Source organism: Candidatus Brevundimonas phytovorans, assembly GCA_029203145.1.
Classification (GTDB): Bacteria; Pseudomonadota; Alphaproteobacteria; order Caulobacterales; family Caulobacteraceae; genus Brevundimonas; species Brevundimonas phytovorans.
Map to the genome: position 1 here is coordinate 1,766,599 of CP119309.1, position 13,153 is coordinate 1,779,751.

General features: G+C 65.5%; 11 protein-coding genes. 5 read left to right on the top strand and 6 right to left on the bottom strand.

Going from position 1 to position 13,153, the window contains the following annotated elements; genetic code table 11:
* The first annotated feature begins 97 nt into the window (after positions 1 to 97).
* Positions 98 to 2,890: a PAS domain-containing protein gene (locus P0Y52_08740; GenBank protein ID WEK56638.1), complete on the top strand. Its 2,793-nt coding sequence runs from the start codon at positions 98 to 100 to the stop codon at positions 2,888 to 2,890.
* A gap of 106 nt (positions 2,891 to 2,996) precedes the next feature.
* On the opposite strand, the gene P0Y52_08745 is transcribed toward P0Y52_08740, so the two are convergent.
* Complete coding sequence (locus tag P0Y52_08745) at positions 2,997 to 3,182, bottom strand: hypothetical protein (protein ID WEK56639.1); 186 nt, start codon at positions 3,180 to 3,182, stop codon at positions 2,997 to 2,999.
* Between the two features lie 329 nt (positions 3,183 to 3,511).
* Between P0Y52_08745 and P0Y52_08750 the strand changes: the two genes are divergently transcribed.
* A complete protein-coding gene (locus tag P0Y52_08750) occupies positions 3,512 to 4,273 on the top strand; it encodes a class I SAM-dependent methyltransferase (GenBank protein ID WEK56640.1) in 762 nt (253 codons plus the stop codon).
* Between the two features lie 190 nt (positions 4,274 to 4,463).
* Here P0Y52_08750 and P0Y52_08755 read toward each other — a convergent pair whose 3' ends face one another.
* The 5 genes from P0Y52_08755 to P0Y52_08775 form a co-directional block, all read right to left on the bottom strand.
* Positions 4,464 to 5,765 (bottom strand): integrase arm-type DNA-binding domain-containing protein, encoded by a 1,302-nt coding sequence (locus tag P0Y52_08755; GenBank protein ID WEK56641.1) that lies wholly within the window; start codon positions 5,763 to 5,765, stop codon positions 4,464 to 4,466.
* A gap of 295 nt (positions 5,766 to 6,060) precedes the next feature.
* Entirely contained in the window at positions 6,061 to 6,861 is an 801-nt protein-coding gene (locus P0Y52_08760) for a DUF3313 family protein (GenBank protein WEK56642.1), read from the bottom strand.
* Between the two features lie 96 nt (positions 6,862 to 6,957).
* Positions 6,958 to 8,181, bottom strand: coding sequence for a cyclopropane-fatty-acyl-phospholipid synthase (locus tag P0Y52_08765; protein ID WEK56643.1), 1,224 nt, complete (start codon positions 8,179 to 8,181; stop codon positions 6,958 to 6,960).
* A 57-nt stretch (positions 8,182 to 8,238) separates the two neighbouring features.
* A complete protein-coding gene (locus P0Y52_08770) occupies positions 8,239 to 9,042 on the bottom strand; it encodes a DUF1365 family protein (protein WEK56644.1) in 804 nt (267 codons plus the stop codon).
* A complete protein-coding gene (locus P0Y52_08775; GenBank protein ID WEK56645.1) occupies positions 9,039 to 10,376 on the bottom strand; it encodes an FAD-dependent oxidoreductase in 1,338 nt (445 codons plus the stop codon). The genes P0Y52_08770 and P0Y52_08775 overlap by 4 nt, the downstream gene beginning before the upstream one ends.
* A 161-nt stretch (positions 10,377 to 10,537) precedes the next feature.
* Between P0Y52_08775 and P0Y52_08780 the strand changes: the two genes are divergently transcribed.
* The 3 genes from P0Y52_08780 (at position 10,538) to P0Y52_08790 (ending at position 13,144) form a co-directional block, all read left to right on the top strand.
* Positions 10,538 to 11,116: a sigma-70 family RNA polymerase sigma factor gene (locus tag P0Y52_08780; GenBank protein WEK56646.1), complete on the top strand. Its 579-nt coding sequence runs from the start codon at positions 10,538 to 10,540 to the stop codon at positions 11,114 to 11,116.
* Entirely contained in the window at positions 11,113 to 11,751 is a 639-nt protein-coding gene (locus tag P0Y52_08785; protein WEK56647.1) for a ChrR family anti-sigma-E factor, read from the top strand. Before P0Y52_08780 ends, P0Y52_08785 begins: the two co-directional genes overlap by 4 nt.
* Before the next feature lie 424 nt (positions 11,752 to 12,175).
* Positions 12,176 to 13,144 carry an SDR family oxidoreductase gene (locus P0Y52_08790; protein ID WEK59466.1) on the top strand — a complete coding sequence of 323 codons (969 nt, stop codon included), beginning with the start codon at positions 12,176 to 12,178 and terminating at the stop codon, positions 13,142 to 13,144.
* Positions 13,145 to 13,153: the final 9 nt, after the last annotated feature.

Here is a 13,153-nt window from a genome sequence, read left to right on the forward strand (position 1 = left end):
GGGCGAAATGGCCCGGCTCATCAGAGACCACGACTGGTCAAGGACGCCGCTCGGTCCCCGGTCAGCCTGGCCGCAAGGTCTGACGACGGTCGTCGGCATGATGATCGCCGCGCCAAATCCTATGGTTCTGCTCTGGGGGCCGTCCGGCGTTTTGCTCTACAATGACGGGTATGCGCGTTTCGCCGGCGCCCGCCACCCCGAACTGCTCGGCATGGGCGCGCGTGAGGGCTGGCCTGAAATCGCCGATTTCAACGACGCCAATATTCGTCGCGGGCTCGCCGGACAGTCCTGGTCGCTTGAACACCAGGAACTGGTCCTGGATCGAGGCTCCGGCCCTGAATCGGCCTGGCTTGATCTTCACTACGCCCCGGTTCCTGACGAATCCGGCCAGCCCGCCGGCGTCATGGTTTTCGTCTCCGAAATCACCGAGCAAATCCGCCTCGCCGCTCACAAGGCCGAGGCGGTCGAACGGCTCGAGATGGCGCTGTCGGCCGGTCGCGGCGTCGGCGCCTGGGACTGGGACGTCGCCACCGATATCGTGCGCGCCGATGAACGCTTCGCCCGGCTCTACGGCGTAGATCCTGTTGTCGCGCGCGAGGGCGCGCCGCTTGAGGTCTTCTTCAGCGCCATCCATCCTCAGGATCTCCCGGAGGTCCGGGCGACGATCGAGCGCGCCGTTGAGATGCGCTCCGCCTTCAGCGCGGAATACCGTCTGGTCCAGTCCGACGGAGGAACGGTGTGGGTCGTCGCCGAGGGCCGGTGCGTGCTGGACGCCGAGGGGCGACTCCGCCGTCTTCCCGGGGTCAGCTTCGACATCAGCGAGCGCAAGCAGGTCGAAATCCGGCAAGCCGCCCTGCTCCGCCTGCATGACGAGCTCACAGCCCTGGACGACCCCGGACTGATTTCGGCCGCCGCCGCGCGCATCGTCGGCGAAACCCTGGACCTGGCGGCGGCCTACGTCTCGCTCGACAAGGGCGGCAAGGCGCCGAAGCAGGCCTGGTCGCCGCGAGACCATCCCGAGATTTTCAAGTTCCTGGCCCAGGGGCGCGCCGTCGCTGTGGCCGACGTCGCCCAGGACGCCCTCATGCGCGGAAAGGCCGCCGGCCTGACGGCGACGGGCATACACGCCTTCGCCGCCGTGCCCCTGCTGGAGCGCGACCACTTGGTCGCCATGCTGTTCGTCACGGACGCCCGCTCCCGCGCATGGAGCCAGATCGACCTGGATTTCCTTCAGGATGTGGCGGCGCGAACCCGCAACGTGGTGGAACGGCTTCGCGCCGAGGCCGAGCGTTCCGAAAGCCAGCAACGCTACCAGACCCTGTTCGACACCATGGACGAGGGCTTCTGCGTTATCGAATTCATCGACGGGCCTGACGGGCCGCTCAGCGACTATGTCCATGTCGAAGCCAACGCCGCCTATGCCGAACATGCCGGGATTGACGACGTGGTCGGCCGCCGGGTTCGCGACATGGTTCCGGCCGAGGCCGGCAGCTGGGTTTCGCTTTATCGGGACGTCCTTGAAACAGGCCGGCCGATCCGCTTTGAAAAGGAACTGGAAGCCACAGGCCGGTGGCTGGAGCTGGCCGCCTTCAAGGTCGGACCAGCCGGAGGTCGTCAGGTGGCCGTTCTCTTCCAGGATCTCACGGCGAGGAAACGGGCTGAACGCGCTCTGGCGGATCTCAACGCCTCGCTTGAAGCCCGTGTCGAGGAGCGGACGGAAGAACTGCAGTCCGCTCATGCCGCCCTGCGTCAGAGCCAGAAGATGGAGGCTGTCGGCCAGCTGACGGGCGGCATTGCCCACGACTTCAACAATCTCCTCGCAGGGATTTCCGGCAGCCTGGAACTGATCTCCAAACGGATGGCGCAGGGTCGCGGAGCCGAAGTCGGGCGCTATGTTGAAGCGGCGCAGGGCGCCGCCCAGCGGGCGGCCACCCTCACCCAGCGCCTTCTGGCCTTTTCTCGTCGCCAGACCCTGGACCCTCGCCCTACGGATGCCAACCGCCTGATCGGCGGGATGGAGGATCTGATCCGCCGTACGGTCGGCCCTGATATTGACCTTGAAGTCGTCGGCGCCGGCGGACTGTGGCTGAGTGAAATTGATCCATCGCAGCTTGAGAACGCCTTGCTCAATCTGTGCATCAATGCTCGCGACGCCATGGCGCCGGCAGGCGGCCGTCTGACGATAGAAACCGCGAACAAGTGGCTCGACGATCGCCACGCCCGCGAGCGCGACCTGCCTCCTGGCCAATATATTTCCATCTGCGTCACCGATACCGGCTCAGGAATGTCCGCCGAGATCATCGAGAGGATCTTCGAACCCTTTTTCACCACCAAGCCGATCGGACAGGGCACCGGGCTGGGTCTGTCGATGATCCACGGCTTCGTCAGGCAGTCCGGCGGTCAGATTCGAGTCTATTCCGAACCCGGACTGGGCACCACGATGTGTCTCTACCTGCCGCGTTATCACGGAGCCCCGGCCGAGCCTGACCCGGTGGCGGCGGGTCCGAACCCCGTCTCTGGTCATGGCGAAACCATCCTTGTCATCGATGACGAGGCGTCTGTGCGCAGCCTTGTCGTCGAGATTATGCGTGAGCATGGCTACGCTACGCTGGAAGCAGCCGACGGGCCTTCAGGCTTGCGCCTTCTGGAAGGCGAGCACCGGATCGAGCTCCTGATCACAGATGTCGGTCTGCCTGGCGGCCTGAACGGGCGACAGGTGGCCGACGCCGCCCGCATGAGGCGTCCGGACCTCAAGGTCCTCTTCATCACGGGCTATGCGGAGAACGCCGCCGTTGGCAATGGACTGCTGGAACCGGGCATGGAGGTCATGACCAAGCCGTTCGCGATGACGGACCTGGCGTCGAAGGTCACGACCATGATCGAGACGTGACCGCATCAACGCACCGCGCCCTCTTCCTGACCCCGTTCCCTGACTCAGACGCATCCCTGAGCGCCGACGGCGATGCCGAGGCCGGCGGAGATGCCGCAGCTGCGGTTCATCTGCTCTTGCGGGAAGACGCGGGCGGCCCGCCCTCCCCCTTCAGAACCTCGGCTTCCTGCCTGTAACGCTCCGCGATCCGCCCGAACTTCTCGCGGTCGGCCTTGAAGGGCGACAGCCTCGCCATGTGTTCCGCATTGAGCTGGAGGCGGCGAAGTTCGGTCAGGCGGGGCGTATGGTTCATCAACAAACTCGGAACTGCAATCTTGCATCCGCGCTGGAGCAAGTCCGGGGCGGGAGCTGGATACGGTCCGAATGAGACCTTGGATGAGCGCGATGTTCCGCGACACCACGAAACAATATCGTGTACCGATAGGTCGGAACGGCATCAGATCAGGCAACCGCAAGCAAGGGTGCATCCGTCGCATCAATGGCGTTGGCATCAGACCTGTGCGCTCCAAACTCTCCCGCTCAATAGCGGCGCGCGGACCAGCGCCTGCGACTTGCCTCGTCCAGCGCGCCCCTTGACCCCGATACAGGTCACGCGCCACGACAGATCGCAGGAGCCTGAATATGCATAATCGATACGGAACACTCGCCTCCTGGGTCTATGACCTGGACAAGTCGGTGGGGCATTCGTTCGGTGATCAGGCGTTCTATCGGGCGCGGCTGCTCGAGTGCGACAGCGGACCCGTGCTGGAGCCCGCGGTCGGCAACGGACGCCTCTTCATTCCCCTGATCGAGGCGGGATTTGAGATGGAAGGCTTCGACGCCTCGGCTGAAATGCTCGGCTATTGCCGGGACGAGTGCCGCAAGCGGGGGCTTTCCGCCCGGCTGACGCAGCGGTCGTTTGAGACCTTTGTCTCACCCACCCGCTTTTCCGCGATCATCATTCCAGCCGGTTCGTTTCAACTGATCACCAGTACGGCGTCGGCGACCGCCGTGCTGAGACGATTTTACGATCATCTCGCCCCAGGCGGTCGATTGATCCTCGACCCCGACCCCATCGGCGGCTTTCTGGACAGCTCCGAGTCCGTCCGGTCCTGGACGACGGACTCCGGCGACCTTTTGACCCTGACCGCCCGCCGGGTGGACACCGACTACATCGCCCAGACCACCCTGTCCCACCTTCGCTATGAACACTGGCGGGACGGCGTCCTGGCGGCCACCGAGCTGGACCTGTTCAAGCTGCGCTGGTGGGGCGTCCATGAGTTCGAACTGGCCTTGAGGGCCGCAGGCTTCACGGACGTGGCGGCCTGCGGCGGGTATCAACAGGGTCGCGCGCCGGATCGGGACGACCAGATCATCAGTTTCGAAGCCCGGCGTCCGGCCTAGACCGGCGCCCTCGGAGACGTCACGGCGCGCGTGACGCGGGAGACGAATGTTGAGGCCGAGATGCTTTCCGGCGACGACCAGACGACTGTAACCGACGAGGTCAGTGGCGAGCACAGCTCCGTCCAAGGTCCGGCCGCCTAGCTCGTAACGATCGTCTCCGTCCTGAGGGAATGGACGGCAGGGGCGGGCTCTAACCCCAGCTTGGCTTGCACGCTCCACCGGCCTCTGCGGAGGGTTTCAGATTGGCGAGATGGCTGGCCCAGGTCTGAAGGGCCGCCCGCTTCTCCGCCATGTAGCTGTAACGATCATAGACCGCCGTGACGGCGGCGCCGTCCCGCACGGTGTGCCCCAGAAGATGACCGACGATGAAACGCCCTACCCCATACCTGCCGGTAAGGGTCGTGGCGCCTGACCGCCGCACGTCGTGAGGCGAACCGGCGGGCAGGTTGCGACGCTTGCAGGTGCGGACGACCGCCCTGGTCAAAGCGCGGGGATCTACAGGACCAGTCCTGTTGCGCGGCGCCGGGAAGACCCAAGCGCTCTTCGGATACAGAGAACGCGCCCGCTGCAACACGGCCAGGGCTTCGTCTGGAAGGGGAACGACATGCACATGTCGAGCCTTGGTGCGATGCGAAGGGATGGTCCAGACGGCGCTGGCCATATCGATCTCGCTCCAAAGCACCTCGGCGACTTCAGACCGGCGCGTCAGAGTCGTCATAAGGAACTGGATCGCCAGGCCTGTGGGCGCATCGAGACGCGCATGCATGCCGGCCGTCTTCTCGCCGGGCGCGCGGGGCGATGACGCCAGCGAGGCCTCGTTCCACAGAACCCGCAGCGCCTCGTCATCGAACATCCGCTCGCGGGGCGTGAGCGCAAGGGGCCTGGTCAGTCCGTAGGCCGGATTGGCTTCAAGGCGATCCTCGTAGACCGCAAAGCCCAGCACGCTCATCAGGACGCCCCCGACCGAGGCGAGACTGGCCGGGGCCAGGCCGCTTTCCGCCGCCAGGTCCCGCATGAAGATGCGGATATCCGTCCTCCTGACGGCGGCGAACTTCATGTCGCCGAGAACCGGCTTTATGTAGCGGCGGAAAAGCGAACGTTCGGACTCGATGGTCCTCGCCTGCTTGGGACGTCGTCGTCCGCCGTGCAGTCCCTTTCCGGCAGCCCTCCAGTAGGCCTCAGCCAGATCTTCGAGCGTGTCACCCGTCCTGGCTTCCTCCCGACGCGCACTGCGGGCAGCGGCCGGATCTGTCCCGCCTGCGACGGCAACCCGGGCTGTAGCGGCCAGACGACGAGCTTCGGCAAGGGTGATGTCCGGATAGGCGCCCAGCACATGACGACGCCGTTTGCCGTTCTCGGCAGTGTATCGAAGTTCGAAGCCTTTCGCCCCCGTAGGCCACACGCGGACGTACAGGCCGCGGCTGTCCGCGACGGCCATTTCATACCGCGCATCGCGCGGCTTCAGGGCGGCGATCTGACGATCTGTACGCACGGGATCCCGAGGCATCTGTCCCTCAAATCACTTCTGACCCCCTCATACTACACCAAGGGGGGCGTTAGGGGGGCGCCCCATACGAAACTGCCTGAAAACACCTGAAATGATCAATTGTAGATAAATGACGTAAAAACAATATCTTGCTTCAAAAACTGAAACCGGCTGAACCGGCCTGAAACCGCTAAAATAGGATTCACACCGAGGGGGTCACAGGTTCAATCCCTGTCGCGTCCACCATCCCTTTTCCTGAAACATAGCCACCCTGACCGCTCGAACCGTCGTGGCCGTTGCGTCAGGGAACGTCTGCGTCATCCGCGGCGGGCCGGGGGCCGCCGCTCAGGCCCGGCTCATAGAGGCCTGTGGCGATACCGGCGATGATGCCCTCAACGCGAACGCGAGGACCGAAGCGACGGCAGGGATCGGGATTGGGGATCGCCCGCACATCGCGCTCGCTCGGCGCCAGGGCGTCGCCCACCATGTCGCCCAGGGGCTCAGCCAGCCGGTGCGCGTCGCCGATGCGCGACAGCGAGGGCTTGTCCGTCCCCACCACCATGGCGTCGCGGCGCCAGACGATGGCGGCGGCCTGACGACCGTCGGGCGCCAGAAGCTCGGCTTCCGCGCCGAGGCCGCCCGTGCCGCCGGGCGCCCGCACCTTGATCGGGCCGGGGATGAAGAAGTTGGCGACGGCCGCCGCCGCCGACCCGGCCTGATGCGTCGGCCGGATGTGGGTGACGCCCACCCGCACCGTGCCCGCCTGGGGATCGGGCAGCTCAGAGATGTCGAAACGCTCGCTCAATTCATAGCAGACCTGACGGTCCACCTCGCTGAGCACCGCGCGCCGGTCCTCGTCTGAAAGCACGGGGTCGACGACGCCGAAGACCTCGGCCGGAGCCACCCACAGGCGGGTGATGGTCGAGGCCAGCGGCTCGTCCCGCCGCTGCATCACCGAGGCGCGCACCACGTCCGTGCGCGGCGCCAGCCCCTCGTAGCTTGTCAGGAAGCCGGAGTTCGCCGGGGCGCCGGCGCTGGCGCAGGCGCCCGCCGTCAAGGCCAAGCCCGCCACGCTCAGGCCGCGCATCATTCTATTCGCCATGGTCGTCTCCCGGTTCCTGAAACGGATACGCGACGCCGGGTCGATCGGATCTAGGATCGCGCAGACCAACCCGGCGGGAAGACGAAGACCTGAGGCCTAGGGACGTTCCAGAGCCATCTGGATCACGTCGGTCCGCCCCGACCGGAAGCCGGCCTCGCAATAGGCCAGGTAGAAGCGCCAGAGGCGGCGGAAGCGGTCGTCGAATCCGGCCCCGGTGCGGAGGATGTCGCCCCAGGCTCCGTCGAAACGGCGCGCCCATTCGGCCAGGGTGTCGGCATAGTCGCCGCCAAAACGCTCGACCGCGACCTCGCTCAGGCCGGCGCGGGAGATCACCGGGGCGATACGGGCTTCGGACGGCAGGCTGCCGCCAGGGAAGACGTACTTCTGGATGAAGTCGGTGCGGGCGTCGTATTCCTCGAACAGGTCGTCCTGGATGGTGATGATCTGCAAACCGGCGCGCCCGCCGGGCTTCAGCACGTCGTGGACCTTCTGGAAGTAGGTGGGCCAGTATTCGCGCCCGACCGCCTCGAACATCTCGATGGAAGCGACACGGTCGAACTGGCCCTCCACGTCGCGATAGTCGATCAGGCGAATGTCGGCCCGCTCGGCCAGGCCCGCCTCGAACAGGCGACGGCGCGCATAGTCGTACTGTTCGCGCGAGATGGTGACGCCCGTGACCACGGCCCCGACCTCGCGCGCGGCGAACTCGGCGAATCCGCCCCAGCCGCAACCGATCTCGAGCACGCTATGACCGGATTTCAGGTCCATCATCCGCGCCAACGCGGCGTATTTGGCCCGCTGGGCGTCCGGCAGCGACTGACCCGATCGCTCGAACCGCGCCGAGGAATAGGTCATCGAGGGGTCAAGCCAGGCGCCGTAGAAGGCGTTGCCCAGATCGTAATGGGCGTGAATGTTGCGACGCGATCCGCGACGGCTGTTGCGGTTCAAGCGGTGGCCAAACCAGTTGACCAGGTTCATCAGCGGATTGCCGTCGAACAGACGCCGGATGTGGTCGTAGTTGTTGACCAGGGTCTCCAGCAGGACCGCCAGATCAGGCGTATCCCACTCGCCCGCCATATAGCCTTCGGCGAAACCGATATCCCCGCTCTTGAGCACGCGAGCGGCGAAGCGCGGCTCACGGACGGTCAGGACGGCGGCGTGGCCGGGCGTCTGCCCCGTCAGCAGATGACGGCTGCCGTCGGGCAGGACCAGGGTGAGGCGCCCCCAGGTCCAGTTGGCGGACAAAAGACGCAACAGAAGGCCCAGGACCGGAGACGTCGCCCGTTGGTCGTTCCGATCGCCATAATAGGTGGTGGTCATGGCGTCAGGCGCCCTTTGCGTTGGAAGCGGGCGATCGTGGCCCGGTGTTTACAGGAGTCAACGCGCCAGACGGCTTTCGCGCGCCCGGTGCTGGATGGTGACAGCCTCGCGGGCCGGCGGGGGCTGTCGGGTCAGACGCACGCCCTTGATCCAGAGCTTCAGCGCCTCCCAGTGAATGGCGGCCACGACCTTCAGGGTCATGAACGGCAGAGCCAGCGCCGCCGCCGCCAGCGAACGGTCGTCCAGAGGTCGGCGGTCGGCCGACATGGCGGCGGTGATCAGCACGCCCTCGGCGTCGATCCCGTCGATAACCAGGTCCAGGCGAGGGCCAGGGGCATGGCCGCGGAAGGCGTAGTCCATCTCCATCCCCATGAAGGGCGAGACATAGAGGGCCTTGGCCGCGCCCTGCCGGATCAGGCCCGCCGCCTGATCCGCCTCCGGCACCGGAATGACATAGGCGTGGCGCACGCCGAAGGTGCTGGTCACTTCATAGACCATGGCCGCCAGCCGACCGTCGGCCTGATGGCAATAGTAGAGGCTGATCGGATTGAAGACGTAGCCGAGTACGCGCGGCATGGTCAGCAGGCGCACAGCCCCTTCGCCAATATCGATGCCGGCGCGCGCCAGGAAGGCGTCGATCTGGGGTCGCAGGGCCGCGCCGGACCCGTCGCCATGATCCCGGTCGTGAAAGGACAGCAGGTTGAAGCGGTTGCGCGAGAACAGACGCAGTTCCCGGTCAAGACCGTCGATCTCCGCCAGGTCCAGCAACAGCCAGAAAACGCGATAGTTCAACTGATGCGTCCGGGGCCGAAAACGCCGGTGCATGACGCCGCCGCGATAGAGGGCCGAGGCCCGGGTCATGTCGCCGTTTCCAGCACCGGGCGCGACGGGGGCGTCAGATGGATACGCCCGCTCTCGTTCTCGACCGACCAGGGACGGCGCACGCCGCCCAGTTGCTCGGCCACCGCGAGGCCAGACTGAAGACCGTCCTCATGGAAGCCCGCGCCGAAGTGGGCGCCGCAGAACCAGACGCCGCCCTGCCCTTGCAGGCTCCACAGCTGCTTCTGCGCCTGGAGGGCGGCGGGATTGAAGATCGGGTGTTCGTACAGTTCGCTGCGCAGCAGGGTGTCGGGCTTGGGCGGACGCGGCGGATTGAGGGTGACGAACAGGTCCTGACCCGGCAGGCCCTGAAGCTTGTTCATCCAATAGGTGACGCACAGGCCGTCGTCGGCGCCGATGTAGTTCCAACTGGCCCAGGCCCGGCGACGTTGCGGCATCAGACCGGCGTCCGTGTGCAGAACCGTCAGGTTGCGGCTGTAGTGGAAGGCTCCCAGCACCTGACTTTCGCGTTCGGTCGGCTCGGCCAGCATGGCCAGGGCCTGATCGGCATGGGCGCCGATGACGACATGATCGAAGCGCTCGACGCCGCCCTGGCTGTCATGAACCATGACCCCCTGTTCGACACGGCGCACCGCGGTCACGCCATGATCCAGTCGCACATCGCCGATGCCCCGCGCCAGATGCTCGACATAGACCCGACTGCCGCCCTCGACGGTGCGCCACAAGGGACGGCCAACCAGCTTGAGCAGGCCGTGATTGCCGCAGAAGCGGATGAAGGCCTCGGCCGGATAGTCCATCAAGGTATGGGCGGGCGAGGACCAGATCGCCGCCGCCATCGGCAGCAGGTGGTCGTCGCGGAAGGCGTCGCTGAACCCTTCACGCTTCAGATAATCGCCCAGCGTCAGGTTGGGATCGGTCAGACCGCCAAGATCGATCGGCGCCTCGCGATAAAAGCGCATGATCTCGCCCAGCATGGTCCAGAAGCGCGGACGCAGCAGGTTGCGGCGCTGAGCGAACAGGCCGGGAGCGGCGTATTCGAACCGACCCGCGTCCAGCGACACGGCGAAGGACATGTCGGTCGCCCGCGTCTTGACGCCCAAGTGGGCGAACAGGGCGATCAGGTTGGGATAGGTGGCGTCGTTGAAACAGATGAAGCCGGTGTCGACCGCCACGTCTCCGGTCGCCGCCCCGGCCGTCACCGTATTGGAATGACCGCCCAGACGATCAGCCTTTTCATACACCGTCACCTGGTGGCGCTGCGACAGAAGCCAGGCCGAGGACAGGGCGGCGACGCCAGAACCGACCACGGCGATCTTGAGCGGGCCGCTAGATGGGCGGACAGGCGAATGCGACATGACGACTCCGAAACGCGCTCGCCTAATTTGCGGCAAGCTTCAACGATTTACGCAGCAGCGTCAAAATCGGATTGCGAATGATCCAGACATTTTCCCGAACCGTATTAGGTTCCATGCATGTCGAGCCGTCATCATTCACAACTGCAAGGGCTACACCTCGGATGAGCGAGGACTGCCCGTCCCAAGACGCCTTTGCGTATGATCGCCTGATCGAGGCCGTGGCCCTGCGTCGCGACCGTGAAGCCTTCGCCCAGTTGTTCAACCATTTCGCCCCGCGCCTGAAGGCCTGGCTGATGAAGTCCGGCGCGACGGCCGCCGCCGCCGAGGACTTCGCCCAGGACGCCATGCTGACGGTGTGGCGCAAGGCTGATCTGTTCGACGCCCGCAAGGCGCGCGCCGCTACCTGGATCTTCACCATCGCCCGCAACCGCCGCCTGGACATGCTGCGCCGCGACGCCCGCCCCCTGCCCGTCCCCGAAATCGAACTGGCCGACACAGAGGTGCAGCGGCCGGACGACATCCTTGCCGCGTCGCAGGACGCCGAGCGGGTTCGCGACGCCCTGTCGCGGCTCAAGCCCGATCAGGTCGAGGTCCTGCGGCTCGCCTTCTTCCTGGACAGCCCCCACTCCGAAATCGCCCAACGGCTCGACCTGCCCCTGGGCACCGTAAAGTCCCGCATTCGCAACGCCATGATCAAGCTCCGCCTCATTCTTGAAGCCTCTCAGGAGGCGCCCCGATGAACCCGAACCGCAATCCCTCGGAGCAGCGGCTTCTCGCCTATGCCGCCGGAACGCTCAGCCCGCCCGAGGCCGTGGTGGTCGCCGCGCATCTGGCGCTGCGCCCGGCCAACGACGCCTGGGTGCGCCAGCTGCAGTCGGTCGGCGGCGCCTTCCTGGACGAGACCGCGCCCGTAGTCCTGTCGGACGACGCCCTGGCGCACGCCATGGCGCGGATCGAGACCGACGCGGGCGAGGCCGTGGTCCAGGCCCCGCTCAACGACATGCCCGAACTGCCGGAACCGCTGCGGCGCTACGCCCTGGGACCTTGGCGGTGGATCGGCCCCGGCATCCGGGCGCGCGACGTCCACGCCCCGCGCGACGGCGCCTGCCGGGTCATCCTGCTGAAGATTGATTCAGGCCGCGAAACGCCCCGCCACACCCACGGCGGGGTCGAGCTGACCTGCGTCCTGTCAGGCGCCTACGCCACCGAGACCGAACGCTTCGACATCGGCGATCTGGAAGAAGCCGACGACGACGTGTTGCACCAGCCGCGCGTCGTGTCGGACGAGCCCTGCCTCTGCGTCGTGGCGCTGGATGGCGAAATACAGCTCGATGGCTGGATGGGGCGCCTGATGCAGCCCTTCATACGACTGTAGCCTCCCAAGTCTGATCGCCAGTCCGCTCCAGACCTGAGCGACCCGGCCCGGGCCTATGTGCGCCCGCCGTCAGACAGGCTGCGCCTCGCCCTGCCTCGACTCTTTGTCATGACAGCCCCAACGCGCATGAGAACCTGCGCGTCTGCGCGTCTTCGCGTCTTCGCGGGGCCCGCGCCGTCCCCTTTTTACAACGTGGCGACATATTGGCGATTTCGGGGCGGAACCCAAGTTCGAGCCGTTGGTTAACGAATCGCTAACGTGCCGCTTATGGATTTCGTGATTCCCGCAGCGGATGAATTCAGTCGTCGTGCGTATGAAAACAGATCAATGATCCACTGAACAACCAGGTCAAAGTCAAATGGTTGAAAACGTCGATTTCTATGGTCAAGCGAACACTTCGCGCCATTCTTCCAATGCAACATCCATCGTGGCGGGTGGCGCTGGCTTTCTTGGTTCTCATCTATGCGCCCGATTGGTGGATAGCGGGCACTTTGTAATCTGCATCGACAACTTTCATACTGGTCGACCCCAGAATGTTTCGCACCTGGGCGCGTCAGGCCGGTTCCTGTTGATGGAGCACGACATCAACGCGCCGCTGCCCGACGACCTGCCCGAGGTCCAGCAGATCTACAACCTGGCCTGCCCCGCCTCTCCGGTTCACTATCAGTACGACCGGGTGAAGACAGCCCTGACCTGTTCGCTGGGAACCCTGAACCTTCTCCACAAGGCGGCGCGGGACAAAGCCCGCTTCTTTCAGGCCTCGACATCGGAAATCTACGGCGATCCCGAGGTTCACCCGCAGACCGAGAGCTATCGGGGCAACGTCAATACGGTCGGACCGCGTTCCTGCTACGACGAGGGCAAGCGGTTCGCTGAAACCCTGGTGACGGACTTCGGCCTTCAGCACGGCCTGACGACGCGGATCGTCCGCATCTTCAACACCTATGGCCCGCGCATGCATCCCGATGACGGTCGCGTGGTGTCCAACTTCATCGTCCAGGCCCTTATGGGCGAGGACATCACCATCTATGGCAGCGGGGAACAGACCCGCTCCTTCTGCTTCGTCGACGACCTGGTCGAAGGCTTCATCCGCCTGATGAACGCCGACGACGGCATCGACGGCCCAGTCAACATCGGCAACCCCCACGAGACCACGGTCAATCAACTGGCCGAGCAGATCCTTCAGATGGCCGGCTCCCGCTCGCGCATCGTTCACCATCCACTGCCGGTGGACGACCCCCGCCGCCGCAAGCCCGACATCTCACGCGCTCTGGAGCACCTGAACTGGTCGCCCCAGGTGCCGCTGCATGACGGACTGGCCCGAACCATCGCCTACTTCACCGACGAAATGCGCCTGAGCGGGCGCAGCGCCACCAGCGCCTTCGCCTCCTGACCACAGCAC

Bases quoted from the DNA above. Each gene is read 5' to 3' on its own strand.
- P0Y52_08785 (WEK56647.1), top strand. From the start codon at position 11,113: ATGAACCCGAACCGCAATCCCTCGGAGCAGCGGCTTCTCGCCTATGCC.
- P0Y52_08750 (WEK56640.1), top strand. From the start codon at position 3,512: ATGCATAATCGATACGGAACACTCGCCTCCTGGGTCTATGACCTGGAC.
- P0Y52_08765 (WEK56643.1), bottom strand. From the start codon at position 8,181: ATGACCACCACCTATTATGGCGATCGGAACGACCAACGGGCGACGTCT.
- P0Y52_08775 (WEK56645.1), bottom strand. From the start codon at position 10,376: ATGTCGCATTCGCCTGTCCGCCCATCTAGCGGCCCGCTCAAGATCGCC.
- P0Y52_08780 (WEK56646.1), top strand. From the start codon at position 10,538: ATGAGCGAGGACTGCCCGTCCCAAGACGCCTTTGCGTATGATCGCCTG.
- P0Y52_08760 (WEK56642.1), bottom strand. From the start codon at position 6,861: ATGGCGAATAGAATGATGCGCGGCCTGAGCGTGGCGGGCTTGGCCTTG.
- P0Y52_08740 (WEK56638.1), top strand. From the start codon at position 98: ATGATGATCGCCGCGCCAAATCCTATGGTTCTGCTCTGGGGGCCGTCC.
- P0Y52_08745 (WEK56639.1), bottom strand. From the start codon at position 3,182: ATGAACCATACGCCCCGCCTGACCGAACTTCGCCGCCTCCAGCTCAAT.
- P0Y52_08770 (WEK56644.1), bottom strand. From the start codon at position 9,042: ATGACCCGGGCCTCGGCCCTCTATCGCGGCGGCGTCATGCACCGGCGT.